Origin of the sequence: Raineyella antarctica (genome assembly GCF_900092135.1) — a bacterium.
GTDB lineage: Bacteria > Actinomycetota > Actinomycetes > Propionibacteriales > Propionibacteriaceae > Raineyella > Raineyella antarctica.
Map to the genome: position 1 here is coordinate 17187 of NZ_FMYF01000009.1, position 23686 is coordinate 40872.

Genomic DNA, 23686 nt, shown 5'->3' on the forward strand with positions numbered 1-23686 from the left:
TGCAGCCTAGCGGGGCCGGAGCCGGTCGCGTAGCCAGGCGATGTCCGCGGTCCGCTCCTCCGTGCCACCCGGCGTCTCCAGGATCACCGGGACGCCGGCGGCCCGGATCACCTGCACGATCTGCTCCGGATCGATCTGTCCCTGGCCGAGGCCGGCGTGCCGGTCCTGGCCCGAACCCGCATCGCCACGGGAGTCGTTGAGGTGCAGCAGGTCGATCCGGCCGGTGGCCGCCCGCACGTCGTCGACCACCGTGGCCAGGTCGAGTCCGGCCGCGAAGGCGTGGCAGGTGTCCAGGCAGAAGCCGACCCGCTCCCCGTTCTCGGCAGCGGAGATGGCCTCCCACAGCTGCTCGAGCTGGGGCAGCGTACGTGCCATCGCATGGGACCCGCCGGCGGTGTTCTCCACCAGCATCGGCACCTCGAGTTCGGCGCCGCCCACCGCCTTGAACCAGTTCTCGTAGCCCTGGCCCGGGTCGTCCTCGGCGGTGACGTGGCCGCCGTGCACGATGACGCCGGCCGCCCCGATCTCCGCGGCTGCGTGCAGGGTCTGGTTGAGCAGCTTGCGGGAGGGGATCCGGATCCGGTTGTTGGTGGAGGCCACGTTGATGACGTACGGCGCGTGCACGTACGCGGTGATCCGCGCCTCCTGGAGGGCCTCCCGGAGGGCCGCCGGGCCGCCGTCGTACGAGACCACCGGCTTCTTCCAGCCCTGGGGGTCGCCGATGAAGATCTGGACCGCATGGATGCCGAGCGCGCGGGCATCGTCCACAGAGGTGGAGGCGTCGACATGCGCGCCGATGAGCACGGGGAGATCAGCCATGGGGTGACCCTAGCCCGGCCACCCGGCATCGGATCCAATTCCGGGCCGCCGGGGCCGGTCCGTAGGGCGTCGGACGGCGGGCCGGACGGCGGCGGTCCAGGGCTGCGACCGCTGGAGCCGGACGGCGGGGGTGGCGGCCGCGACGGATGGAATAGTGTGCCCGAGCGGGAAGTGGCCGCGAGCCTGCGGGAGGTGCGATGGGGACCGTCGGGTCGGTGTTCGCCGTCGTCGGCTTCCTGCTCCTCGCGATCGGGGCCGTCCTGCTCTCCACGTACGTGGTGGTCCGGTTGCGGGTCCGGCACTGGCGGCAGGTCCGGGTCCTCACGATCGGGGCGATCTCCAAGCTGCCCCGGCTGACGTCCTACCCGCACACGCTGGAGGTGACCTACCTGGACCCCGACGGCCGCCCGTACGTCCTGCGGCAGCGCTGGAACGGGGCGTTCTCGGCGCTGCCGAGCGTCGGGGACCCGGTGCCGGTCCGGCACGAGGTCGACCGGCCCGAGGTCGCCGGGGTCGACAGCCCCCTGCTGGGTGCCCTGGTCACCGCCCGCCTGCTGCGGATCGCCGGGCTCGGAGCGGTGGCACTGGGGACGTTGTCGGTGCTGGTCGGGGTGGGCCTGCTGTCGATCATGCGCTCGGGCCACCTCGGCTGAGCCCTTCCCGGGGGACCGGGGACACGTCGAAGACGTCGCCCGGGGCTCTGGCCGGGGCGGGGCCGGGAGGGCAAGAATGGGCGCCATGATGCTCTCCGGAACCCCCTACGTCGCCGCCGAGGACCGCTACGAGGCCGACCGACCCGGCGCCATGGTCTACCGCCGGGTCGGGAAGTGGGGACTGAAGCTGCCCGTCCTCTCGCTCGGCCTGTGGCACAACTTCGGCGACCACCACCTGCTCGGGCGCCAGCGCGAGATCCTGCACCGTGCCTTCGATCGTGGCATCACCCACTTCGACCTGGCCAACAACTACGGGCCCCCGTACGGTGCCGCGGAGGTCAACTTCGGCCAGTTCCTGCGCACCGACCTCAAGCCCTACCGCGACGAGATGATCATCTCCACCAAGGCCGGCTGGGACATGTGGCCCGGACCGTACGGCCAGGGCGGCGGGTCGCGGAAGTACGTCCTGGCCAGCCTGGACCAGTCGCTGGAGCGGATGGGGCTGGACTACGTCGACATCTTCTACAGCCACCGCTTCGATCCGGACACCCCGGTCGAGGAGACGATGATGGCCCTGGACCAGGCGGTCCGCTCCGGCAAGGCGCTCTACGTCGGCATCTCCTCCTACTCCGCGGAGAAGACGGAGGAGGCCGCGCAGATCGCCCGCGAGCTCGGCACCCCGCTGCTGATCCACCAGCCCTCGTACTCGCTGCTGAACCGGTGGATCGAGGGCGGACTCCTGGACACGCTGGAACAGCAGGGGATGGGCTGCATCGCCTTCACCGCGCTGGGCCAGGGGCTGCTCACCGATCGCTACCTGCACGGGGTGCCGAAGGGCTCGCGCGCCGCGATGCACTCCTCGTTCGACCAGGACTGGCTCAACGAGGAGACGATGGACAGGGTCAGGGGCCTGAACCGGATCGCCGCCGAACGGGGCCAGTCGCTGGCCCAGATGGCGCTGTCGTGGGTGCTGCGCGACGAGCGGATGACGTCCACGCTGGTCGGCGCGTCCAGCGTCGAACAGCTCGACGACAGCCTGGGATGCCTGGCGCACCTCGACTTCACCGCCGACGAGCTGGCGGCGATCGACGTGTTCGCGGTGGAGGCCGGGATCAACCTGTGGGCGGCGCAGACCGAGGAGGAGTGAGCCGGGCCACGTGTGGGGGCCGCCCCGGAGCCCCCGCACGGCTCAGTATCCTTGGGGGACCGAGGACTCGTGGTTCTCCACCTCTCTGACAGGGGCACCATGCCGAACAACATTCCCGAGCTGTTGATCGACAGCATCGCCGCCCACCCGGACCGCATCGCGACCCGCGAACTGGTCGATGACACCTGGCTGACCCGCAGCTACCGCGAGCTGGGGGAGGCGATCGACGCGAGCGCCTCTCGCCTGGTGGCCGAGGGGATCCGGAAGGGCGACCGGGTCGCGATCTTCGCCCCGAACTCGCCGCAGTGGACGGTGACCGACTTCGCGGTCCTGTCGATCGGCGCGGTCGTGGTCCCGATCTACCAGACCTCGACCCCCGACCAGGCCCGGGCGATCCTGGACAGCTCGGGGACCCGCTGGCTGTTCTGTGGCTCCGCGCTCGAGGCCGACCGGGTCGCCGAGGTCCGCGACGACCTCCCCGGGCTGGAGCGCGTCGTGGTGTTCGACGACGAGGTGCTGGAGGACGATCCCGCCCCGGAGGCGTACGAGGAGGTCGCCTCGCGCCGGGCAGCCGTCGGTCCCGACGACCTGGCCACCCTGATCTACACCTCCGGCACCACCGGGACGCCCAAGGGCGTGATGCTCACCCACGGAGCCTTCCTCAGCGAGATCGAGGCGGTGCTCGCCTCGTTCGACATCACCCCGCAGGACACGAGCCTGTGCTTCCTGCCGCTGGCGCACGCGCTGGAGCGGGCCTGGACCTTCATCGTGCTGTCCAGCGGCGCGATGAACACCTACCTGGCCAACCCCCGCGAGCTGGCCACGATGATGCCGCGGGCCCGTACGACGATGATGGTGATGGTCCCGAAGGTCTACGAGACGGTGCTCAGCACCGTCCGCGACCAGGCCGCCTCACCGGCCAAGAAGCGGATCCTCGACTGGGCGATCGCCACCGGCCTGGCGGCACAGCGGGCCGGGCGGGACGGGCTGGCGAGGGACCGGATGCTGCGCGGACGACTGGCGCTGGCCGACCGGCTGGTGCTCTCCAAGGTCCGGCATGCGATCGGTGGCCAGAAGAAGGTCATGGTCGCCGGTGGCGCCCCGATCCGGCTGGAGGTGGAGGAGTTCTTCTGGGCCTGCGGGATGGTGATCTACACCGGGTACGGGATGACCGAGGCCGCCCCGCTGATGACGTACAACTCGCCCGCCTCGGTCCGCTTCGGGTCGGTCGGCAAGCCGATGCCGGGATCGGAGCTGCGAGTCGTGCCGGTGCCCGGGTACGAGGACGGCGAGGGGGACGGCGAGATCGAGTTCCGCGGCCCCAATGTGATGGTCGGCTACTGGCACGACGAGGAGGCCACGGCGCAGGCGTTCGACGACGGGTGGCTGCGCACCGGGGACATCGGCCACTTCGACGTGGACGGCAACCTCGTCATCACTGACCGACTGAAGGACCTGATCGTCACCCAGCAGGGCAAGAACATCGCTCCTGCGCCGATCGAGGCCGAGCTCAGCACCGACCCGATGATCGCCCATGCCGTGCTGGTCGGCGACGACCGGCCCTGCGTCACGGTGCTGATCTCCCCCGATGTGGGCGCGCTCGAGGCCTGGGCCGAGGCCCATGCCATCGCGTACGAGTCGCAGGAGGAACTGCTCGAGCACCCCGCGGTGCTGGACGAACTGCGCCACCGGGTGGAGCGCGTCTCGGCGAAGCTGCCGCACCAGGAGAAGATCCGGGACCTGCGGGTGGTGCTGGGGGAGTTCTCGATGGAGAACGGCCTGCTCACCCCCACGCTGAAGGTCCGCCGGCGCGCCGTGGAGCAGAAGTTCGCCGACGTCGTGGACGACATGTACGAGCGGATCGCCGCGGGCCGCAAGGCGGCGAAGGCGGCGGCCGGTCATGCGCGTGACGTCGCAGCGAGCTTCGGGCGGTCCGACAAGGACTGAGGCCGCACCGGGACGGCCGAACGGCCCGGGCGTCGTGCCCGCGCCGTTCGCGTCGGTGCTGGTTCAGAGCATCGTGCTGGTTCAGTGCGCTGGGCGCCTCACTGCTGGGGCGGCTGGTTCGACGGCGGCTGCTGGCCGTACGGGTCCTGCGGGGGCTGGCCGTACGGGTCCTGCTGGCCGTAGGGCGCTTGACCGTACGGCTGCTGGCCGTAGGGCGCTTGACCGTACGGCTGCTGGCCGGGCTGTTGGCCGTACTGGCCGGGCTGCTGGCCGTACTGGCCGGGCTGCTGGCCGTACTGGCCGGGCTGGTAGGGGGCCTGGCCGTACGCGTTGGGGTTGTACGCGTTCGGGTCGTACGTGCCGTAGCCGCCGGTCGGTCCGCCCTCGACGCCCTTGGGGTTCGGGCCGAAGCGGTTCGTCCCGGGCTCGGAGTCCTTGATGTAGTACGCGAAGAGCAGGATCAGCGAGCCGATCAGCGGGATGAGGTTCAGCAGGACCCACCAGCCCGACCTGCTCCGGTCGTGCAGGCGGCGGACGGCCACCGCCAGACCGGGCAGGAACAGGGCGAGGGAGGTGAGGTCGGCGATCGGCCCGCTGACCCTGGCGCTGCCCCCGCCCGCGATGTCCCAGCTCCTGTCCAGGCCCAGCATGGAGTCGAGACTGCCGGCGACGATCCCGACGATCGCGGTGAAGAGGAACCAGTACCAGAACTCAGATCGCCGTGCGCGGCCGTTGAAGTCGACGTATTTGTGCAGACAGGTCCGGATTGCTTCGGAGAATCCCATGGTTGCTCCTGGAAGAACGGCAGGCGGGGATCCCCGCCACGTCTCCAGCGTAGGTGGGGCCGGGTCAGCGGCGGGTCCGCGCGACCGGCGGCATTTGGCCGGGACGACCCCGCGGGCCTAGACTGTCCCCTTGGTCCCTGCTCCCGTGAGGAGGGGCCGGCAAACGCCCTCCTGCCATGGGACATTCCCATGGCCGCAGAGACCACAGGAGGTGGGATACGCGTATGCGCAAGTACGAAGTCATGGTCCTCATCGATCCGGACACCGATGACCGTCAGGTCACCCCGATGATCGACAAGCACCTCGAGACCATCACCAACGAAGGCGGCACCGTCGACAACGTTGACCACTGGGGCAAGCGCAAGCTCGCCTACGAGATCAACAAGAAGTCCGAGGCCTACTACGCCGTCATCAGCCTGACCGCCGCTCCGGCCTCGGTCCAGGAGATGGACCGCCTGATGACCATCAACGAGCAGATCATGCGCACCAAGGTGCTCCGCCCGGACCTGCACGCCTGACCGTCCCCACGCGACCCACCCCACCGGTCGGCCCGCCGTCGAATCTGTCGGCGGCTACTGGCAAGGTGGGGGCATCGGCCTGACTCATCATCAGTACGGATGCACCGGGTCACCCAAGGACACACACAATCTCGACTGGAGATCCCATGGCTGGCGAAACCGTCATCACCGTCGTCGGTAACCTCACCGCCGACCCCGAGCTGCGCTTCCTGCCCTCCGGCGCTGCTGTTGCGAACTTCACCGTGGCCTCGACGCCGCGGACGTTCGACAAGCAGTCCGGGGAGTGGAAGGACGGCGACGCGCTGTTCCTGAGCTGCTCCGTGTGGCGCCAGGCGGCGGAGAACGTCGCCGAGACGCTGCGCAAGGGTATGCGCGTCATCGTCCAGGGTCGGCTGCGCCAGCGCAGCTACGAGACCCAGCAGGGCGAGCGCCGTACCGTCGTCGAGCTCGAGGTCGACGAGGTCGGACCCTCCCTCCGCTACGCGACCGCTGCGGTCACCCGGACCACCAGTGGTCAGGGCGGCCAGGGCGGGCAGGGTGGCGGTGGCCAGGGCGGCGGCTTCGGCGGCGGACAGGGTGGCGGTGGCTACGGTGCCCAGGGCGGCCAGGCCGCCCCGGGCGGTGGCTACGGCCAGCCGGCCGGCTACGGCCAGGGCGTCCCGGCACCGCAGGGTGGTGGCGACAACCGCCAGCAGATGGCCGACCCGTGGGGTCAGCCGCAGAGCGACGAGCCGCCGTTCTGATCCACCGGTGAGGGTCCGGACCGGGTTCGTCCCCGGTCCTCCGGCCCCGCTCCCGTCGAGGGACACACCACACATCCAAGGCACATTCCGGCATCACGCCGGGCTCTGAAAGGAGAGCACCACAATGGCCGTACGCAAGCCCATCAGCAAGAAGAAGGCTGCGCCGATCAAGAAGACGCGCATCGGCAAGGTCGACTACAAGGACACCGCGCTGCTGCGCAAGTTCATCTCCGAGCGCGGGAAGATCCGTGCGCGTCGTGTGACCGGCCTGTCGGTCCAGGACCAGCGCAAGGTCGCCATCGCCATCAAGAACGCGCGTGAGGTGGCCCTGCTACCGTACGCCGCGGCCTCTCGCTGATCAGGAAGGGTAGGAAAAACATGAAGCTCATCCTGACCAACGCAGTGGACAACCTTGGTATCGCCGGCGACGTCGTCGAGGTCAAGGACGGCTACGCCCGCAACTACCTGGTCCCGCAGGGCCTCGGCATCAAGTGGAGCCGTGGCGCCGAGACCCAGATCGAGGGCATCAAGCGCAACCGTGACGCCCGCCAGGTGCGCGACCGCTCGCACGCCGACGAGCTGCGCACGCAGATCGAGGGCCTGAAGGTCCAGATCGCCGTTCGCTCCTCCGAGGAGGGCAAGCTGTTCGGCGCCGTGACCGCCGCCGACATCGCCAAGGCCGTCAAGGCCGCCGGTGGCCCGACCATCGACAAGCGTGGCGTGAAGATCGAGCGTCCGATCAAGTCGGTCGGTTCGCACAACGTCGGCGTCAAGCTGCACGAGGCCGTCACCGCGCACTTCGCGGTCGAGGTCGTCGCCGCCTGAGGCCCGACGGCCTGAGGTAGCACCGCTCGGGGCAGTGCCCTGGGCAATGATGGTTGATCGTACGCAGGGCCGGTTCCCACGGGAGCCGGCCCTGTGTCGTTCCCCTTCCCGTTCCCGTCCCCGTCATCCTCCCCTTCCGTCCCCTCCTCCCCGGTGTCCCGGGACTCAGGTACCCACCTGCATCCAGGCGGTCCCGCGGGCGCGCAGCCACAGGGTCAGGGCCCGCGCCGCGATCCACACCCCGTACCCGGCCCACAGCCACGCCAGCCCCGCACCGGTCGCGCGTACGGCCAGGGCCAGCGGCGTGTAGACCAGCGTGACCAGCAGGCCGACCAGCGACAGGTAGCGGGCGTCGCCGGCCCCGATCAGCACCCCGTCCAGGACGAACGTCACCCCGCCGATCGGCACCACGCAGGCGAGCACCACCAGCGTCACCATCAGCACGTCGTGGACGCCGGGGTCGGCACTGAAGAAGCCGATCAGCACCGGGCGCAACGCCACCAGGACCAGTCCGACGAGCAGGCCGAAGCCGACCCCCCAGACGAGGACGCGCCGGGTGATCCGCCGGGCCCCGGCGACGTCCCCGGCCCCCAGCCGCAGGGCGATCAGGGCCTGCGCGGCGATCGCGAACGCATCAAGGGCGTACGTCATGGTCTGCCACAGGGCGTACGCGACCTGGTGGCCCGCCAGCGAGGCCTCGCCCATCCCGGCGGCGGTGAAGGTGGTGACGGTGATCGCGGCCTGCAGGGTCGCCGCCCGCAGCACCAGCCAGCCGCCGGCGCGGGCGGCTCGGAGCACGCCGCCGAGGCGGGGCCGGAAGCGTACGTCGTTGCGGGCAGCGCCGCGCAGGACGGTGAGTCCCAGCACGGTGGCGCCGCCCCACTGGGCCACCGCTGTGCCGATCGCCGCGCCGGCGATGCCCAGCCCGACGCCGTACACCAGCGTCAGGCTGAGGGCGATGTTGGCCAGGTTGACCCCGATCGCGACCCACAGCGGCGTACGGGTGTCCTGCAGGCCGCGCAGTACGCCGGTCGAGGCGAGGCTGACCAGTTGGGCGGGCAGTCCGAGCGCGACGATCCGCAGGTACGTTCCGGCGTACCCGGTGGCCTCCGGGGTCGAGCCGTACAGGCCGAGCAGCCAGGGGCCGGCCAGCGCCAGCCCGGCCGCCAGGAGGAGCCCGATCACCAGGCCCAGGACCATGCCGTCCATGCCGCCGGCGAGGGCGCCCCTGCGGTCACCGGCCCCCAGCCGGCGGCCCACCGTCGCGGTGGTGCCGTACGCCAGGAAGATCGACAGGCCGACCAGGACACCGATCACGTTGGAGGCCAGGGTCAGGCCGGCGAGCTGGGCGGTGCCGAGGCGTCCGACGATCGTGGTGTCGACCAGGATCAGGATCGGCTCGGCCACCAGGGTCGCGAAGGCAGGGACGGCGAGGGCGAGGATCCCGCGGTTCAGGGAGCGTTCGTCGCGGTCGGCCGGGGTCACCGGGCCAGCATAGGGTCGCGCGCGGAGGCGGCCGCGCCGTCGGACGATGGCGTGGGACAGCGGCACCGGCCGCTGCCGCGGGGCAGTCCGGACGATGCCGCTGTCGGGTCAGGCGGAGGCAGCTTCAGCTGCCGTGGCGGGAGTGCCAGTCCCGCCAGACCAGTCGGTGCACCCCCAGGTAGCGGGGCAGGCGATTGAGTCCGGGGATCCAGGGCACCAGCAACAGGATCAGGAACAGCACCCCGGCGATGGTGAAGACCTGGACATCGGCGTTGTCGGAGGTCGAGAAGGGCGGGATCTGGTACCAGAGGCTGACGAACCACAGCCAGGGCTGGCCGGGATAGTTCCCGGTCTCGTTCATCATCCCCCACTGGTCGCCGCCGAGGTACTGCGCCCGGGCGAGGCTCTCCAGGTAGCCGCCGTCGGCGAGGAACAGCAGCGATCGGGTGCTGTCGGTCCCGTAGAACGCCCCGCCCGTGGTGAACCGGCCCTCGAGCATGCCGGTGGAGGCGAGCCGGACCTCCGCCGCACAGAGCTGCGGCACGGGACCGTAGTCACCAGCGGCGACCTTGGCCGGGTCGTTGTCGGGAGCCTGGCCGAGGGCATCCACGTACGCACTGGCCCACGCGGTCTGCTGGTCGGGTGACGCGCCCTTCCACCGGCTGAGCGCGCTCCTGGTGGCCGGGTCGGTGGCCGCATCGGTCAACGGAGCGATGACGAAGTAGTTGGCCGCGTCCACCGGGGTGGTGACGCCGCCCCACTTCTGCAGGGTGAGCGGGCCGAGGGCCTGCCCGTCGCTCGCCGTGTTGTACGGCGGTCCGTACCCGGCACTGGTACTGCTGCCGGCCAGTTCGCCGGCCGTCGTGGCGACCAGGTCGGCGGGATCCTGGGCGGCCCATTGCTTGTAGGTGACGGCGGGTTCGTCCGGGGACCCGAAGACGGCCGCGAGGATCACGACGATGACGATGACCGCCCCGAGGGCGATGCAGAACTCCTTGACCAGGTCGTAGGGCCGGGTCGGGAACGCGTGGGAGTCGGGGGTCGTGTCACGGGGTGTGCGTGCCATCTCAACGCACCTCCTCGGTGGCGGTCCCGGACATCTCGACCGGCTCCTCGGATCCGTCCGGCACCGTGGCGCCGATCGGGGGCACCACGCCGTGGCGGCGCACCAGGAGGAGGTGGAGGACGACCAGGACTCCCAGGACGAGCGGCAGCAGCGAGACGTGCCACAGCACCATCTGGGAGAAGTTCATCGCATTGAAGCGTGCGCCCACTCCGACGGCATTCAGGCCGTCCTTCGCCTGGGTGCTGATCCACTGGGAATCGAGGTTGTTCTGCATGACGTACCCGGTGAACGCGGTCCCGATCGAGGCGGCAAAAGTGAGTACCCCGGTGAACCATGTCATTCCGCGACGGCCCCGCCAGGCGGCCATGAAGAACTTCCCCCACAGGTGGACGGTCATGGCTGCCAGGAAGAGTTCGACGCTCCACAGGTGGAGGGAGTTGACGAAATGGCCGATGGCGCTGTGGTGCCACCAATTGGCTCCGCGCACCGACAGCAGGATCCCGGTGCCGATGACGACGACCATGGCGGCGAGCGTGGTCACGCCGAAGACGTAGATCCAGGACGCCACGTACGCCGGTTGCCGGCCGGGGAGCCACTGGCCGCGCGGCACCAGGCCGGCGATCCAGCGGGCGAGTCCGGTGCTCCAGTTGCCCGCATCAGGGGCTTCGGTCCGGCTGCGATGATCTCCGGTGGTGGTCATTTCCGTTTCCCGCTCTCATGCGATGTCGGGAAGGGGATGACCAGGGCCAGGATGAACACGATGATCATCGTCGCGATCACGATGGTGTTGGGAACGGTGATGGTGATGAATCCCCAATGCAGGACATGGATGTCCAGCGGCACGAGGGAATTGATGAAAGGCGAACTGGTAAAAGGCATGGAGGTGCCTCCGTCACTTCTTCGTTCAGTCAGCTCAGATGGGATGGTGAAGGAGGCGCCAGACCTTGACCGCAAGGCGAACGTAGCACCGTGGCAGGAGCGTTTTCCGGCAAATGGTTGAAACTGAGAGCACCCTTGGAGGTCATGGCTCGGGGAAATCTCAGGGAATGCGCCCGGCAGGCGACTCCGCCTCGGCACCGAACGGATACCGGGACCCCGAGGGTGCAGTCCGCCACCCGGTGGTCGGGTCCGCGCACCTCCGGTGGACAGCGGTCTGCACGGGCTAGCGTGTCGACATGGACATCTCCGGCGACCTGAACGCCCTCTTCGAGACCTACAGCAAGCTGCTCTCCGAGGGCGACGTGGAGCACATCGCCCGCCTGTACGCCTACCCGGCGATGGTCGTCGCCCCGCATGCGCGGCTGGTGGTCCAGGACGCGGGGCAGACCCGTGGCTACTTCTCCGGCGGCCTGGACAAGTACGCCCAGCAGGGCATCGTCAGCTCACACCCGAGCGTGTCCTGGAGCGACCAGCCCAGTCGCGGGATCGCGGTGGCGTACGTCAACTTCAGCAACCACGACGCGGCAGGCAACGAGGTGAACCAGGAGCGCTACCTCTACCAGCTCGTCCAGGTCGACGGCTGGTGGAAGATCAGCGTGGTGACCCCGCTGCTGGCCTGAGCTCCACCGCTGGGGCCGACTCGAACCGCTGGGCCGACGGCCGGATGGTTCTGCGCTTCCGTGCCAGGCACCACGAAGGGTCCACCCCCGAACGGGAGCGGACCCTTCGTACGTGGATTACCGCCAACGGCGCGGCGCGATCACCAGACCGCGGCGATGGCCTTCGCCACGTGGGCGATGTTGTTCGGGTTGAGCGCGGCCACGCAGATCCGGCCCTTGTCGGTGCCGTACACCGCGAACTCCTCGCGCAGCCGAACCATCTGGTCCTTCGTCAGGCCCGAGTAGGAGAACATCCCGACCTGGTCGGTGATGAAGGACACGTCGTCAGTGATCCCCGCGGCCTGCAGGCCCTCGACCAGGGCGGCGCGCATCTCCTTGATCCGGTCGCGCATCTCGCCGAGCTCGGTCTCCCACTGGGCGCGCAGCTCCGGGTCGCCCAGGACGGTCGCGACCAGGCGGGCTCCATGGGTGGGCGGGTTGGAGTAGAGCGTACGGACGACGGGCTTGAGCTGGGACAGCACGCGCTTGGCCTCGTCGGCGTCGGCGCAGACGATCGACAGTGCGCCGTCGCGCTCGCCGTACAGGGCGAAGCTCTTGGAGAACGAGGTCGAGCAGACGAACTGCAGGCCGGCGTCGGCGAAGCGGCGCACCACCCGGCCGTCCTCGTCCAGCCCCTCGGCGAAGCCCTGGTAGGCCATGTCGATGAACGCGACCAGTTCGCGCTCCTTGACGGCCTCGATCACCTGGCCCCACTGCTCGTCGTCCAGGTCGTAGCCGGTCGGGTTGTGGCAGCAGGCGTGCAGCACCACGATCGTGCCGCGCTCGGCGCTCCGCAGGTCCTCGACCATGCCCGCGAAGTCGATGTCCCGCGCCGCTGCGTCGTAGTACCGGTACGACTCGACCTCGTAGCCGGCCGCGGTGAACAGTGCGCGGTGGTTCTCCCAGGACGGGTCGGACAGCAGCACCTTGGCGCCCGGGACGACGGACTTCAGGAACTCGGCGCCCACGCGCAGGGCGCCGGTCCCGCCGAGCGCTTGCACGGTGGCGACGCGCTCGATCACGGGGGAGCCTGCGCCGAAGACGAGTTCCTTCACCGCCTGGTTGTAGGCGGGCAGGCCGTCGATCGGCAGGTACGGCTTGGGCTGGGGGACCGAGGCGACCCGGCGCTCGGCCTCTGCCACGGACGGGAGCAGCGGCAGCTTGCCGTTGGCATCCTGGTAGACGCCGACACCGAGGTTGGCCTTGTCCGGGTTGGTATCGGCCTTGAACTTCTCGGTCAGGCCCAGGATCGGGTCGGCGGGCGCCATTTCGACGGTGGAGAACCAGGACATGAGGACCCCTTCGGGTGGATTGCTGCGATGCTGCCGGTCTCGGCGAGCGCCTCCAGAGTAGTGCGCGGCGCGCCGACCTTGTGTGACCGACCGCACCCGGGGGACGAGGGGCGCACCCGGGGGACGAGGGATGCACCCGGGAGACGAGGGGCGCACCCGGGGGACGCGGCGTGCACGGTGCCGGTAGCCTCCCTCCCGTGCGCCAGCCTTCCGCCATCGATGTCATCGCCGAGGACCACGTCCGCCTGTTCGCCGTGCTGCGTCCGACCTGGGCGACCAGTCTGGGGATCCCGGGCCACGACGACCGGATGGGTGACCTGTCCCCGGCCGGACACGAGGAGTACGCCGAACTGGTCCGGACCACGTTGCAGCTGCTGGACTCCGCCGAGCGGGAGGTCGCCGGGACCGACGCGGCCCAGCGCGACGCCGTCACCCTGGCCGCACTGCGCGATCGGCTCGGCCTGGAGCTGGAGTCGTACGAGGCCGGCGAGTACCGCGCGGCGGTGAACAACATCGAGTCCCCGGTGCAGGGGCTGCGCGACGTGTTCGACCTGATGCCGAGCGAGACCGCGGCCGACTGGGAGATGATCGGCGCCCGGCTCGCCGATCTCCCGCAGGCGATCGAGGGCTACATCAGCTGCCTGCGCGAAGGGCTGGCCGGTCCCGGCCCGCGCCCGACCCGCCGCCAGGCCGAACAGGGCCTGGCCGATGCCGTCCTGCTCGCCGACCCGGCGCACTCCTGGTTCGTGACCTTCGTGGCCGGCGCCCGGCCGGACGGCCAGGCGCCCGGTGCTCCGCAGGGCCTTGGTGTCGCGCCGGGCCTGGGTGATGCCCTGGCCGCGCGGTTGCACCGCTCCGCCCGCTCCGCCGCCGAGGCGTACGACCACCTCGCCCGGGTGCTGCGCGACGAGGTGCTACCCGGCGCGCCGGAGGCGGACGCGGTCGGCCGGGAGCGCTATGCACGGTTCTCCCGCGAGTACATCGGCGCGGCCGTCGACCTGGACGAGACGTACGAGTGGGGCCTGGACAACCTGCGTGCGATCGCCGCCGAGCAGCGCCGGCTCGCGGCCCGGATCGCCGGCCCCGGCGCGAGCGTGGCCGACGCGGTCGCGGTGCTCGATGCCGACCCGAGCCGCCGGGTGCATGGCACCGCGGCCCTCCAGCAGTGGATGACGCAGGTGACCGAGGAGGCCATCACAGCCCTCGACGGCACCCACTTCGACATCTCCGGTGAGCTGCGCCGGCTCGAGTGCCGGATCGCCCCGACCACCACCGGTGGGATCTACTACACCGGCCCCAGCGACGACTGGTCGCGGCCCGGTCGGATGTGGTGGTCGGTGCCGCCGGGGGTGGAGGAGTTCTCGACCTGGCGGGAGCGGACCACCGTCTACCACGAGGGCGTTCCCGGCCACCACCTCCAGATCGGCCGGGCGGTGGTGAACAAGGACGAGCTCAACATCTGGCGCCGGCTGGTCTGCTGGACCTCCGGCCACGGTGAGGGCTGGGCCCTGTACGCCGAGCGGCTGATGGCCGAGCTGGGCTTCCTGGACGACCCGGGGGACCGGTTCGGGATGCTGGATGCACAGATGCTCCGCGCCGCCCGGGTGGTGTTCGACATCGGGGTGCACCTGGGCAAGCCGGCCCCGGCCGAGTTCGGCGGGGGCACCTGGGACGCGGCGAAGGGCTGGACGTTCCTGCGCGAGCACGTCGCCTCCGACGAGGCCACCCTGCGCTTCGAGTGGAACCGCTACCTGACCTGGCCGGGCCAGGCGCCCAGCTACATGGTCGGCCAGCGGATCTGGCAGGACCTGCGCCGCGAGGCCGCCGCATCGGCGGAGGCACGGGGCGAGGTGTTCTCGCTGCGGGACTTCCATGCCCGGGCCCTGGCCCTGGGCTCGTTGCCGCTGCAGGTGTTGCGTACGGCACTGTCCGGTGGATCGGGTGGGCCAAGTGGGCCGGGTGCGCCAGGTGGATCGGGATCAGGTCGGGCCGGCGTACATCACGGCTGAGCACTCGCACGGCGGCGCCCCGCAGACCGGGCAGATGAAACCCTCGGCCAGGCTCGCCTCGCGCCAGAAGTCCGGCACCTCCGCGAACGGTTCCATCCCTGCGCGGGTCAGCAGCGACTCGACGGTGGTACCGAGCCGGGAGCGCCAGGCCGGGGTGGCCCAGACCCGGACCTTGTCGGAGCGGAAGCGCCCGCGGGCCTCCTCCAGCAGCGCGGTGCCGAGGCCCCGGCCGGTCAGGTCGGGCCGTACGGCGAGGGTGTCCAGCAGTCCCACCTTCCGGCTGCGCAGGACGTCCGGGAGTCCGCTGCGGAAGATCCGCGCCATCGCCCCGGGCTTCATGATCGAGCACATGCAGACCCCGGCCACCGAGCCGTCGACGACCGCGACCAGCGCGAACCCCTCGGAGTCCTTGTACAGCGCATCGACCTCGGCGTCCAGGTAGCCGTGCCCCACTTGGGCGTCGACGATCGCACGCATCGCGGCCAGGTCGGCCCGGGTAGCGGTGCGAATGACGGTGGAGGTACGTCGCGGCATGGCGAGTGCCACAGTAGGCGCCGCCCGGGTCCGCCCCAAATCCCGGCCGGTCGGGTTCGGCTCCAAGGCGTGTGGTCGGTGCCACATCGCGTACGCGACCGTATCCAACTACACCCCTGAGGGTCTAGGCTCGTCGGACCACGGCAGCCCCAGCCCGTCGCGCGGGAGGAGATTCGGATCGATGCCAGACACCACCCGTCCCCACGCCGATCCCCAGGTCGACACCGGTCTGCTCCTCGAGGAGAGGCTCGATCGCGTCACCGATGAGTTGGCCGTCGCGTTCTCCGGCAGCTTCACCCGGGAGACCATCAGCCGCTTCGTGGCCGAGTGCCACGACATCGTCACCTCCCTGCTGATGCCTCCGCTCCGGCCCGGCGAGCAGCCCTCGCCGCGGACGAACACGCGGGTCAGGGGCCTGACCCGCCGGTTCGCCCTCGAACGACTCGAGGCCCTGGCCGTCGACGAGGTCATCGGTGGCGAGCGAGTGCCCGAGGTGCTGTTCGTCTGCGTACAGAACGCCGGTCGTTCCCAGATGGCGGCGGCGCTGATGGAGCAGCTGGCCGCCGGACGCGTACGGGTGCGCAGCGCAGGGTCCTCGCCCGGCCCGGCCGTCCACAGCGAGGTCGTCGAGGCGCTGGCCGAGGTCGGGCTCGCGCCGACCCAGGCCCGCCCGGCACTCCTGACCGACGAGGCCGTGCAGGCCGCCGACGTGGTCATCACCATGGGTTGCGGGGACCGTTGCCCCATCTACCCCGGCAAGCGCTACGAGGACTGGCCGGCGACCGCCCCCGTCGGCGACGGGATAGCCGGGGCGCGGGCGATCCGTGACGAGCTCGCCGTACGGGTCCGCGAGCTGGCCGGCTCGATGGGCCTGGGCTGATCGCGATGGCCGAGCCCGCCCGACTGGTCGAGGTCCGGGGCCGTACGGCGGTGCGGTTCGTCCGGCGCCACCCCCAGCCGGTCACCCGGGTCTGGGACGCCGTGACGGCTCCGGAGGAGCTGGCCCGCTGGTTCCCGTCCCCTGAGGTGACCTACCTGCCACAGGTGGGTGCCCGGATCGTCTTCGCCGGTGACCCGAACCTGCCGGCGTCCGTCGGCACGGTGCTGGCCTGGGAGCCGGAGCGACTCTTCGCCCTCGGCTGGGGAGGCGACGAGCTGTGGATCGAGGTCGGCCCGGACGGGGAGGACACCGTGCTCTCCCTGACGGACGTGCTGGATTCGGCGGACGCCGCGGCCCGGAACGCGGCCGGCTGGGAGGTCTGCCTCCGGGCGCTGGACCGGGCCCTGGAGGACCTGGCCGGCCACGTCCCACCGGACGGTTCCGACCTGTCCTGGTACGAGTCCTACCAGCGCTACATCGATGCCGGCTTCCCCTCCGGAGCCACTGTGCCGGGGCTGTGATGGCCTGTGAAAGTGCGGCCGGACGTCTCACCGAGCTGGTCTGTCCGGTCAGGACTGCCTAAGCTGGGTGGCAGCGCCGGTGCCCGCCGATCCCCCCTGAGGCTGGGCACCGGTGTTCAATTGCTCTCCGCACCTGCTCCGGACGTCGCGAGGGACAGGGCCTCCCGCAGGCCCTCGGCGGTCCATCGCCCATGGAAGATCACCGACCCGGGCGCGAACGCCCGGCTGTTCGCCAGGGGTCCGGCATCGACCGGATCGAAGCCCATCGTGTCCACGAGTTCGGCGACCATCCGCCGGGCCCGGGGGTCGTCGCCGGCCACCGCCAGCGCCCGGCGGCCCTCCTCGCCGGCGGCCCGGGAGTCGGTGCTGAGCTCCCGGGCGCCGATGTGGTTCAGGGTCCGGACCACCCGGGCGCCGACCAGGTACTCCTGGACGACCTCGCTGGTCGTACGGTCGCCGGCGTCGAAGCCCGGCAGGGGACCGTCGGTGAGCGGCAGGTGGTTCATCACGTCGACCACCACCCGCCCGGCCAGCCGGTCCGCCGGCACCGCACGGAGCCGGCGCAGTGGGATCGCCAGCACGACGATGTCGCTCTCGTAAGCCTCGGCGCGCGACAGGGCGGCCACCCCGGGCAGGTACGGGGCGATCTGCTCGGCGGTGGCCGCGGCCGGGTGGCGGGTGGCGATGCCCACCTCGTAGGCCGTACCGAGAAGTCGGCTCGCCACGGCCATGCCGAGCGGACCGGCGCCCAGGATGCCTACGCGAGTCATCGCCGGCCCGTCAGGCGGTGATCAGGCCGGCCATCAGCAGGCCGACGATCACGACGCCGAGGATGACGCGGTAGATGATGAAGCTGGTGAAGGTGTTGGAGGAGACGAACTTCAGCAGCCAGGCGATGGAGCCGTACGCGACCACGAACGACACGGCCGTTGCGATCAGGGTCGGGCCCCAGCCCACGCCGGCCGCGATGTCGCTGCCCTTGGTCACGGCCTCCAGGGCGCCGGCCGCGACCAGCGCGGGGATGCCCATGAAGAAGCTCAGCCGGGTCGCCGTCACGCGGTCGAAGCCGGCGAACAGACCGGCGGAGATGGTCGCGCCCGAGCGGGAGATGCCGGGGAACAGCGGTGCCAGGGCCTGGAACAGGCCGATGACGAGGGCGTCCTTGACGGTGACGTCGCGCATCTGGCGGTTGCGGCCGGGACGCCGATCGGCGATCCACATCACGATGCTCCACAGGAGCAGCGCGCCGGCGATCACCCACATGCTGCGCAGCGTGGTCTCGATCGCGCCCTTGAACAGCAGGCCGACCACGGCGACCGGGATCGAGCCGACGATGATGCCCCAGCCCAGCCGGTAGTCGTGGTCCTGGCGGGCCTCCTTGTCGCGCAGGCCCTTGAACCAGGCCACGGCGATCCGGACGATGTCCTTCCAGAAGAACACGATCGCCGCGATGATCGCGCCGACCTGGATGACGGCCGTGAAGGCAGTCATTCCGGGGTCGTCGATCTGGTAGCCCAGGAGCTTCTCGACGATGTTGAGGTGACCGGTGCTCGAGACGGGGAGGAACTCGGTGATGCCCTCGACGATGCCGAGAAGGACGGCGTGGAACCAGTTCATTGTGGCCTTTCCGGGGAAGGATGGGGACAGGGGGCACCCTGACGCTACCCCCCGACGGCCCCCGGTCGCTTCTTCGGGACCTGGAGGCGGCACGCGCCAGAGTGGATCGTACGCCTCGGCGGTCGCGGCCTGCGCCCGCTGATCCAGCAGCCCGCTACCAGCCCGCTACCAGCCCGGGCCCACCCGAAGGAGCAGCATGCGCCCGGTGATGAACCTGGACGACTCCCTGCAGGACCTCTCCGAGGCGCTGCAGCGTCGCCTCGTCGTGCTGGACGAGCGGATGCGGGTGCTGGCCTACTCGATCCACGAGTCCGAGGAGGACCGGGAGCGGCTGTCCCACCTGCTCGCGCACAGCGACACCTGGCGGCCGCTGCCGGCCGGCATCGAGGGCCCCGAGCTCCGCGACGCCGGGGCGGGGGCGCGCTGGGTGCTGGTGCCGCTGCGCGACCACCGCCACCGGGTCGGCTACCTGGTCCACTTCCTGCCCGCCGGGGAGGACCTCCCGCCCGAGGCGGTGGCGGGGCTGGCGGAGGGCGCCGGCCGGCTGGGCGTGCTGTTGTCGCTGCGGACGATGTACGCCGAGCGCGACGCGGCCCGTGCCCGCGACCTGCTCGCCGGGCTGCTGGACGTCCGGGCGCCGGCCGACGAGCGGGAGCGTACGGCCCGGGCGATGGTCCGGGAGGGGATGGTCGGCGGCTCGGAGCAGTACTGCGCCGTGGTGCTCGGCGTGCCGCCGGCCGTGCCGGACGAGGCGGCCTGGAAGGCGCGTACCGCGGTCGAGGCGACGCTCGACTTCGTGGCCCGCACCTCGACCGCGACGGTGGTCGGTGCGGTCGTCGAGGGCATCGGCGTGCTGGTCTTCCCGCGTCCGGTCGTCGCCGAACGCCTGGAGCGGGTGCTGCGGACACCGGCCCTGGCTGAGGTCCGGGCCGGGATCGGCGGTCCGGTCGGCCGGTTGGAGGACGTACGGACGTCGTACGGGCAGGCCGAACGTGCCTGGCTGGCGGCCTGTCTGGATCCGGTGACGTACCCGAGGGTGACCGGATGGGCCGACCTGGGCCTGGACAAGCTGCTGCTCGACCTGCCGCTGGACCGGCTCACCGTGGACGACCTGCCCGATGGGGTGCGCAGGTTGTTGGCCTCCGACCACCGCGAGGTCGACGTGCCGACCCTGGAGGCCTACCTCGACGCCGGAGGTGAGGCCAGCTCCACGGCCGCGGCCCTCGGGATCCACCGCTCGACCCTGTACTACCGGCTCGAGCGGATCCGTACGACCACCGCGGTCGACCTGTCCGACGGCGTGGCCCGGCGTGACCTGCACACCGGGCTGCGGGTGGCCCGTCTCGCCGGGATGCTGGGGCTGGCGGGCGGTCAGCCCACCAGCGCACCAGGCCTCAGCCCCTGGTCGACGGTCGGGTCGTAGCCGTGGATCCAGGCCAGCTTGTCCTCGATGAAGTCCGTCTCCGCCATGGCGGCATTGCGGGCATCCGCCTCGGGGCCGTCCGGCACCTGCAGCGCCTCGGCCACCTGCCAGGACGCGAACTGCACCCCGCGGGTCCGCAGCTTGCGCCGTGCCTCGTACGCCTCGAACGCGGCGGTCGGGTTGTTGAGGTCGCCGCGGGCCAGTTCCTCGGCGAGCACGTACGTGTCCTCGATCGACTGGTTGGCGCCCTGGCCGTGGTGCGGGACCAGCGCGTGCGCGGCGTCGCCGAGCAGCACGACGCGGCCGCGGTGCCAGGTACGCAGCGGGGGACGGCGCATCAGGGCCCAGCGCTGGTCGATGTCGACCGCACCGACCATCTGGGTGACGGCTGGGTGCCAGCCTGCGAAGGCCGCGAACTTCTCCCGGTCCTCGGCCGCGACGACCCAGTCCTGGGCGGTCCACTGGGCCGGGGTCCGGGTCACTGCGAGGAAGTTGACGTCCTCACCCTGGCCGCCGATCGCGTAGTGCAGCAGGTGGCCGGTCGGCCCGACCCAGAACTGGATCGCTCGCGGGTCGGGAAGTTCGGTGAGCTGCTCGGTCGGGACGATGCCGCGGAAGCCGGAGCGGCCCGAGTAGATCGCGTCGTCGTGGCCGACGATCCACTTGCGGACGATCGAGCGGGCGCCGTCGGCACCCACGACCACGCCGGCGCTCAGCTGCGAGCCGTCGGCCAGGTCGATCAGTACCCGGTCGTCCTCCTCGCGCAGGCCGGTGACCTTGTGGGACAGGCGGATGGAGTCCATGCCCACGGCCCCGGAGAGCACCCGCTGCAGTTCGGCGCGGTGGATACCCCAGTAGTCGGCGCCGAACCGCTCCTTGTAGCTCTCGCCCACCGGCGTACGAGCCAGGGTGGCGCCGGTGCGACCGTCCCGGAAGACCAGGTCGGTCTGCGGCCAGGAGACCTCGTCGAGCGCGTCATACACGCCGTAGCGGTGGTAGAGGTTGGTGGCGTTCGCCGACAGCGCGACGGCCGCACCGACCTCGCGCAGCTCGGAGGTGCGCTCGAGCAAGGTGGCCTGGATGCCGCGCTCGCGCAGTGCGAGGGCGAGGGTGAGGCCGCCGATGCCGGCGCCGATGATCACCACGTCGGTGTGGGGGACCGTCTGCTGCGTTGTCATGTAAATCACACTACGTAGGACGGCATGACGGTGTCATCGCCAATTCTGACGCAATTCGACTTGATCCTTTCAGACAGAGTGTCGCATTGTGGTGAGTGGCCGGCGCGGGGCGGGTCGTCTGGCATACGTCGGGCGCTGCAGCTCGGGCGCTGCAGCTCGGGCGCCGCAGCTCGGGCGCTGCAGCTCGGGCGCCGCAGCTCGGGGACCCAGGATGGGGGCCCAGGTTCACGGGCCGATGCTCAGGCGACGGGGCAAGGGTCGAAGCGGCGGTGGCGGCGGGGCGCCATGCTGCGATCGACCCGGCGCGGTGGCAGCACCTCGGCCAGACCGTCCGCCCCGAGGCGTACCTGCCAGCGGTGTTCGACAGGTCCGGTGACCGGGGGCTCGACGATGGCGTGGTGGTGGGGGCAGGCCAGGACGAGGTTGTCGAGGCTGGTGGGCCCACCCTGCTGCCAGGGGATGATGTGGTGCGCATGGCAGGCGGCCGGTGGCCTGTCGCAGCCCGGGAAGACGCAGCCTCGGTCCCGCACGCCCAACGCGGTGCGGATCGGCGCGGTCACGAGGCGGTGCTCGCGGCCGACGTCGAGGACCTCGGAGTCCCCACCCAGGACGACCGGCACCAGGTCGGCATCGCAGCACATTCGCCGCAGCTCCCCGGGGCTGATCCGGTCCCCGGAGGCGAGAAGCCCGGCACCAGTGGCACCGTCCCGCAGCCAGGACTCGGGCAGGTGCACCACGACGCGCGGTCGGTCACCGCCATGGGTGGGAGCGTCGCCGTGCAGGGCGGCGGCCTCGGCCAGTGCGACGAGCGCGTCGGCCCGCCGCATGGCCGGCGTGGTCTCCTCGGCGAGCGGGTCCAGGGCGTCGAGGGCGCGACGGCGCTCGGCATGGGCGATCGCGTCGAGCTGGGCCATCAGGGTCTGTGCCTGCACCAACGGCAGCTTGCCGCGGATGAAGACCGACCCATGTCCGTCGGGGCTGAAGTCGAGGTGACGGTTCCGGCGGGCCAGCCGCTCCTCCCGCTCCAGTCGCGCGGCCTCCAGTTCGTCGGCCTGCTCGGGAGCGACGACCTCGAGCAGGTGTCGGGCCAGCGTCGTCAGCCCGCGGGAGTCGAAGTCGGCCGCGTGGTCGACCATCGTCTGCTCGGCGAGTCGGCGCTGGCCGGCGTCCAGGTCGTCGGGCAGGTCGGACAGTACGCCGGTGATCGCACGGGCCTGCTCCGGGGACGCGGTTCCGGCCAGGGCGGCCTCCCGCAGCAGCGGGAATTGCGCAAGATCGCGACCACGCAGGAGCAGGGCAGACGCCTCACGTCGGGTCATCGGGTGGGTGCTGGTCAGCCAGCTGGTCAGTGACAGGCCGGTCGCGGCGACGTCGGAGCCGGCCGCATGGATCTCCGCAGCCAGTACCGAGGCGACGGTCTGCAACCGGTGGGCGGCTTGCAGGGCGGAGTCGAGGAGGGCCAGGCGTTCGCCGTCGGTTGCGAACGCCCGGTCGTGGTCGTGGTCGAGCGAGTCCAGTGTGTCGAGGATCCCGGCCAGCGAGCGGCCGGTCCGGGTCCCCCATTCCCGTTCCATGAGTTCAACGCTAGAGACCTCCTCTGACATTTTTTCGAACGCCTGTTCGACACCCCGTACGAACCACCCCGTACGAACCACCCCGTACGAATGATCTCCGCGTGAGCCCCCGGCTGATGCCGCTCGGGCATCGGGGCGGCAGGGCCGTCACTAGCATGGAGTGTTCCTCCATCCCTCGCGATGACCTCGCCCACCGGAAGGTCTCCAGATGGTCCCCACCCTCTCGATCGTGTTCATGGCCGTGTCTATGGTCATCTGCTTCGTCGTCCCCCTAGGAGGCCTCGCGTTCCTCCTCACCCGTCGCGACGCCGGCGGGGGCAGGCGCTACCCGGGTGTCGGCCGAGCCTTCGCTGCGGGCATGCTCGCCTTCGGCGCCTCGCAATTGCTGGTCCGCATCCCGCTGATGACCCTGGTGGTGCCCCGACTGCCCGAGCCGATCGCGTCCTTCCTGCTCTCGGCCCCGATCGCGAGCCTGACAGCTGGACTGTTCGAGGAGACCGCGCGGCTGGTGGTGATCGTGTGGTTGTTGCGCCGCTTCCATCGCTGGGTGGACGGCGTCGCGTTCGGCCTCGGGCACGGTGGGCTCGAGGCGATGGTGCTGGTGGGTCTGCCCATGGTCAACAACCTCATCATCGCCGTCGCGATCAACACCGGGCGGCTGGACAGCCTGACCGCGGCCCTTCCGGCCGAACAGGTCACCCTGCTGCGCACCTCCCTGGTCGGGACCGACCCCTGGACCTTCCTGCTCGCGGGGGTGGAGCGGATCGGGGCCATCGCCTTCCACGTCGGAATGTCGGTGCTGGTCCTGTGGGGCGTGCACCGCTCCCGCCGGCTGCTGGCCTGGGTGCTGGCCGTGGTGGCCCACGCCGCCCTCAACGTGTCGGCCGTCGGCCTCAGCCGCACCGGCGCCTCGCCCTGGTTGGTCGAGGTCGTGGTGCTGGCCTGGGCCGTCGCGGCGGTGCTGCTGGTCCTGCGGCTGCGCCCCGCCTTCCCGAGGAACGTCGAGCCCGACCTGCGTACGCTGCCGGCGCCCACACCAAACACGCCCCAGCCCTGACCGCTCCGGCGCCGA

General features: G+C 70.9%; 25 protein-coding genes. 14 read left to right on the forward strand and 11 right to left on the reverse strand.

The window, feature by feature from the left end; translation table 11 throughout:
• Positions 1–6: 6 nt before the first annotated feature.
• Positions 7–819, reverse strand: coding sequence for a deoxyribonuclease IV (locus tag GA0111570_RS12815; protein ID WP_092611929.1), 813 nt, complete (start codon positions 817–819; stop codon positions 7–9).
• 197 nt (positions 820–1016) lie between these two features.
• Here GA0111570_RS12815 and GA0111570_RS12820 point away from each other — a divergent pair, with 197 nt between their 5' ends.
• The 3 genes from GA0111570_RS12820 (at position 1017) to GA0111570_RS12830 (ending at position 4566) form a co-directional block, all read left to right on the forward strand.
• The gene (locus tag GA0111570_RS12820; RefSeq protein ID WP_092611932.1) at positions 1017–1472 is read left to right on the forward strand and encodes a DUF3592 domain-containing protein; all 456 of its coding nucleotides are present in this window, start codon (positions 1017–1019) and stop codon (positions 1470–1472) included.
• 85 nt (positions 1473–1557) lie between these two features.
• Positions 1558–2619, forward strand: coding sequence for an L-glyceraldehyde 3-phosphate reductase (gene mgrA, locus GA0111570_RS12825; RefSeq protein ID WP_281245213.1), 1062 nt, complete (start codon positions 1558–1560; stop codon positions 2617–2619).
• A gap of 99 nt (positions 2620–2718) precedes the next feature.
• On the forward strand, positions 2719–4566 hold the full coding sequence (locus GA0111570_RS12830) for an AMP-dependent synthetase/ligase (RefSeq protein ID WP_092611935.1): 1848 nt from the start codon (positions 2719–2721) through the stop codon (positions 4564–4566).
• 98 nt (positions 4567–4664) lie between these two features.
• Here GA0111570_RS12830 and GA0111570_RS17860 read toward each other — a convergent pair whose 3' ends face one another.
• Positions 4665–5351, reverse strand: a complete 687-nt coding sequence (locus GA0111570_RS17860) for a DUF805 domain-containing protein (protein WP_217634160.1) — start codon at positions 5349–5351, stop codon at positions 4665–4667.
• Positions 5352–5575: 224 nt separating this feature from the next.
• Between GA0111570_RS17860 and rpsF the strand changes: the two genes are divergently transcribed.
• The 4 genes from rpsF (at position 5576) to rplI (ending at position 7437) form a co-directional block, all read left to right on the forward strand.
• Entirely contained in the window at positions 5576–5869 is a 294-nt protein-coding gene (gene rpsF, locus GA0111570_RS12840; RefSeq protein WP_092611938.1) for a 30S ribosomal protein S6, read from the forward strand.
• A 146-nt stretch (positions 5870–6015) separates the two neighbouring features.
• Positions 6016–6612: a single-stranded DNA-binding protein gene (locus GA0111570_RS12845; RefSeq protein ID WP_092611941.1), complete on the forward strand. Its 597-nt coding sequence runs from the start codon at positions 6016–6018 to the stop codon at positions 6610–6612.
• A gap of 124 nt (positions 6613–6736) precedes the next feature.
• Positions 6737–6970 carry a 30S ribosomal protein S18 gene (rpsR, locus tag GA0111570_RS12850; RefSeq protein WP_092611944.1) on the forward strand — a complete coding sequence of 78 codons (234 nt, stop codon included), beginning with the start codon at positions 6737–6739 and terminating at the stop codon, positions 6968–6970.
• Between the two features lie 20 nt (positions 6971–6990).
• A complete protein-coding gene (gene rplI / locus GA0111570_RS12855; protein ID WP_092611947.1) occupies positions 6991–7437 on the forward strand; it encodes a 50S ribosomal protein L9 in 447 nt (148 codons plus the stop codon).
• 165 nt (positions 7438–7602) lie between these two features.
• Here rplI and GA0111570_RS12860 read toward each other — a convergent pair whose 3' ends face one another.
• From GA0111570_RS12860 to GA0111570_RS12870, 3 genes are all read right to left on the reverse strand, one after another.
• The gene (locus GA0111570_RS12860; RefSeq protein ID WP_092611950.1) at positions 7603–8922 is read right to left on the reverse strand and encodes an MATE family efflux transporter; all 1320 of its coding nucleotides are present in this window, start codon (positions 8920–8922) and stop codon (positions 7603–7605) included.
• A 124-nt stretch (positions 8923–9046) separates the two neighbouring features.
• Positions 9047–9988: a hypothetical protein gene (locus tag GA0111570_RS12865; RefSeq protein WP_092611953.1), complete on the reverse strand. Its 942-nt coding sequence runs from the start codon at positions 9986–9988 to the stop codon at positions 9047–9049.
• 1 nt (position 9989) lies between these two features.
• On the reverse strand, positions 9990–10688 hold the full coding sequence (locus GA0111570_RS12870; RefSeq protein WP_092611957.1) for a cytochrome b N-terminal domain-containing protein: 699 nt from the start codon (positions 10686–10688) through the stop codon (positions 9990–9992).
• Positions 10689–10748: 60 nt separating this feature from the next.
• Between GA0111570_RS12870 and GA0111570_RS17400 the strand changes: the two genes are divergently transcribed.
• Positions 10749–10988 carry a hypothetical protein gene (locus GA0111570_RS17400; RefSeq protein WP_139283245.1) on the forward strand — a complete coding sequence of 80 codons (240 nt, stop codon included), beginning with the start codon at positions 10749–10751 and terminating at the stop codon, positions 10986–10988.
• Positions 10989–11163: 175 nt separating this feature from the next.
• Positions 11164–11547: a nuclear transport factor 2 family protein gene (locus tag GA0111570_RS12880; RefSeq protein WP_092611963.1), complete on the forward strand. Its 384-nt coding sequence runs from the start codon at positions 11164–11166 to the stop codon at positions 11545–11547.
• 140 nt (positions 11548–11687) lie between these two features.
• Here GA0111570_RS12880 and GA0111570_RS12885 read toward each other — a convergent pair whose 3' ends face one another.
• Positions 11688–12878, reverse strand: a complete 1191-nt coding sequence (locus tag GA0111570_RS12885; protein WP_092611966.1) for an amino acid aminotransferase — start codon at positions 12876–12878, stop codon at positions 11688–11690.
• Between the two features lie 197 nt (positions 12879–13075).
• On the opposite strand from GA0111570_RS12885, the gene GA0111570_RS12890 reads away from it, so the two are divergent.
• Positions 13076–14887: a DUF885 domain-containing protein gene (locus GA0111570_RS12890; protein ID WP_092611969.1), complete on the forward strand. Its 1812-nt coding sequence runs from the start codon at positions 13076–13078 to the stop codon at positions 14885–14887.
• Here the strand turns inward: GA0111570_RS12890 and GA0111570_RS12895 are convergent.
• The gene (locus GA0111570_RS12895) at positions 14858–15421 is read right to left on the reverse strand and encodes a GNAT family N-acetyltransferase (RefSeq protein WP_175557482.1); all 564 of its coding nucleotides are present in this window, start codon (positions 15419–15421) and stop codon (positions 14858–14860) included. The two genes, GA0111570_RS12890 and GA0111570_RS12895, sit on opposite strands and share 30 nt — an antisense overlap.
• Positions 15422–15602: 181 nt before the next feature.
• On the opposite strand from GA0111570_RS12895, the gene GA0111570_RS17865 reads away from it, so the two are divergent.
• Together GA0111570_RS17865 and GA0111570_RS12905 are read left to right on the forward strand one after the other, a co-directional pair.
• On the forward strand, positions 15603–16301 hold the full coding sequence (locus tag GA0111570_RS17865) for an arsenate-mycothiol transferase ArsC (RefSeq protein ID WP_092611975.1): 699 nt from the start codon (positions 15603–15605) through the stop codon (positions 16299–16301).
• A gap of 5 nt (positions 16302–16306) precedes the next feature.
• Positions 16307–16822 carry an SRPBCC domain-containing protein gene (locus GA0111570_RS12905; protein WP_092611978.1) on the forward strand — a complete coding sequence of 172 codons (516 nt, stop codon included), beginning with the start codon at positions 16307–16309 and terminating at the stop codon, positions 16820–16822.
• Positions 16823–16938: 116 nt separating this feature from the next.
• Here GA0111570_RS12905 and GA0111570_RS12910 read toward each other — a convergent pair whose 3' ends face one another.
• A complete protein-coding gene (locus GA0111570_RS12910; RefSeq protein ID WP_092611981.1) occupies positions 16939–17592 on the reverse strand; it encodes an NADPH-dependent F420 reductase in 654 nt (217 codons plus the stop codon).
• Positions 17593–17602: 10 nt separating this feature from the next.
• Positions 17603–18439: an undecaprenyl-diphosphate phosphatase gene (locus GA0111570_RS12915; RefSeq protein ID WP_092611984.1), complete on the reverse strand. Its 837-nt coding sequence runs from the start codon at positions 18437–18439 to the stop codon at positions 17603–17605.
• A 196-nt stretch (positions 18440–18635) separates the two neighbouring features.
• On the opposite strand from GA0111570_RS12915, the gene GA0111570_RS12920 reads away from it, so the two are divergent.
• Complete coding sequence (locus GA0111570_RS12920) at positions 18636–19862, forward strand: PucR family transcriptional regulator (RefSeq protein WP_092611987.1); 1227 nt, start codon at positions 18636–18638, stop codon at positions 19860–19862.
• Here the strand turns inward: GA0111570_RS12920 and GA0111570_RS12925 are convergent.
• A complete protein-coding gene (locus GA0111570_RS12925) occupies positions 19811–21040 on the reverse strand; it encodes an FAD-dependent oxidoreductase (RefSeq protein WP_092611990.1) in 1230 nt (409 codons plus the stop codon). The two genes, GA0111570_RS12920 and GA0111570_RS12925, sit on opposite strands and share 52 nt — an antisense overlap.
• Positions 21041–21279: 239 nt before the next feature.
• The gene (locus GA0111570_RS12930) at positions 21280–22614 is read right to left on the reverse strand and encodes an HNH endonuclease signature motif containing protein (protein WP_175557484.1); all 1335 of its coding nucleotides are present in this window, start codon (positions 22612–22614) and stop codon (positions 21280–21282) included.
• Between the two features lie 208 nt (positions 22615–22822).
• Here GA0111570_RS12930 and GA0111570_RS12935 point away from each other — a divergent pair, with 208 nt between their 5' ends.
• Complete coding sequence (locus GA0111570_RS12935) at positions 22823–23671, forward strand: YhfC family intramembrane metalloprotease (protein ID WP_092611996.1); 849 nt, start codon at positions 22823–22825, stop codon at positions 23669–23671.
• Positions 23672–23686 lie beyond the last annotated feature (15 nt).

What these genes read in the sequence shown, in the direction of transcription:
- GA0111570_RS12815 (WP_092611929.1), bottom strand. Translation starts at nt 819, where the DNA reads ATGGCTGATCTCCCCGTGCTCATCGGCGCGCATGTCGACGCCTCCACC.
- GA0111570_RS12820 (WP_092611932.1), top strand. Translation starts at nt 1,017, where the DNA reads ATGGGGACCGTCGGGTCGGTGTTCGCCGTCGTCGGCTTCCTGCTCCTC.
- mgrA (WP_281245213.1), top strand. Translation starts at nt 1,558, where the DNA reads ATGATGCTCTCCGGAACCCCCTACGTCGCCGCCGAGGACCGCTACGAG.
- GA0111570_RS12830 (WP_092611935.1), top strand. Translation starts at nt 2,719, where the DNA reads ATGCCGAACAACATTCCCGAGCTGTTGATCGACAGCATCGCCGCCCAC.
- GA0111570_RS17860 (WP_217634160.1), bottom strand. Translation starts at nt 5,351, where the DNA reads ATGGGATTCTCCGAAGCAATCCGGACCTGTCTGCACAAATACGTCGAC.
- rpsF (WP_092611938.1), top strand. Translation starts at nt 5,576, where the DNA reads ATGCGCAAGTACGAAGTCATGGTCCTCATCGATCCGGACACCGATGAC.
- GA0111570_RS12845 (WP_092611941.1), top strand. Translation starts at nt 6,016, where the DNA reads ATGGCTGGCGAAACCGTCATCACCGTCGTCGGTAACCTCACCGCCGAC.
- rpsR (WP_092611944.1), top strand. Translation starts at nt 6,737, where the DNA reads ATGGCCGTACGCAAGCCCATCAGCAAGAAGAAGGCTGCGCCGATCAAG.
- rplI (WP_092611947.1), top strand. Translation starts at nt 6,991, where the DNA reads ATGAAGCTCATCCTGACCAACGCAGTGGACAACCTTGGTATCGCCGGC.
- GA0111570_RS12865 (WP_092611953.1), bottom strand. Translation starts at nt 9,988, where the DNA reads ATGGCACGCACACCCCGTGACACGACCCCCGACTCCCACGCGTTCCCG.
- GA0111570_RS12870 (WP_092611957.1), bottom strand. Translation starts at nt 10,688, where the DNA reads ATGACCACCACCGGAGATCATCGCAGCCGGACCGAAGCCCCTGATGCG.
- GA0111570_RS17400 (WP_139283245.1), top strand. Translation starts at nt 10,749, where the DNA reads ATGATCATCGTCGCGATCACGATGGTGTTGGGAACGGTGATGGTGATG.
- GA0111570_RS12880 (WP_092611963.1), top strand. Translation starts at nt 11,164, where the DNA reads ATGGACATCTCCGGCGACCTGAACGCCCTCTTCGAGACCTACAGCAAG.
- GA0111570_RS12885 (WP_092611966.1), bottom strand. Translation starts at nt 12,878, where the DNA reads ATGTCCTGGTTCTCCACCGTCGAAATGGCGCCCGCCGACCCGATCCTG.
- GA0111570_RS12895 (WP_175557482.1), bottom strand. Translation starts at nt 15,421, where the DNA reads ATGCCGCGACGTACCTCCACCGTCATTCGCACCGCTACCCGGGCCGAC.
- GA0111570_RS17865 (WP_092611975.1), top strand. Translation starts at nt 15,603, where the DNA reads ATGCCAGACACCACCCGTCCCCACGCCGATCCCCAGGTCGACACCGGT.
- GA0111570_RS12905 (WP_092611978.1), top strand. Translation starts at nt 16,307, where the DNA reads ATGGCCGAGCCCGCCCGACTGGTCGAGGTCCGGGGCCGTACGGCGGTG.
- GA0111570_RS12910 (WP_092611981.1), bottom strand. Translation starts at nt 17,592, where the DNA reads ATGACTCGCGTAGGCATCCTGGGCGCCGGTCCGCTCGGCATGGCCGTG.
- GA0111570_RS12915 (WP_092611984.1), bottom strand. Translation starts at nt 18,439, where the DNA reads ATGAACTGGTTCCACGCCGTCCTTCTCGGCATCGTCGAGGGCATCACC.
- GA0111570_RS12920 (WP_092611987.1), top strand. Translation starts at nt 18,636, where the DNA reads ATGCGCCCGGTGATGAACCTGGACGACTCCCTGCAGGACCTCTCCGAG.
- GA0111570_RS12925 (WP_092611990.1), bottom strand. Translation starts at nt 21,040, where the DNA reads ATGACAACGCAGCAGACGGTCCCCCACACCGACGTGGTGATCATCGGC.
- GA0111570_RS12930 (WP_175557484.1), bottom strand. Translation starts at nt 22,614, where the DNA reads ATGGAACGGGAATGGGGGACCCGGACCGGCCGCTCGCTGGCCGGGATC.
- GA0111570_RS12935 (WP_092611996.1), top strand. Translation starts at nt 22,823, where the DNA reads ATGGTCCCCACCCTCTCGATCGTGTTCATGGCCGTGTCTATGGTCATC.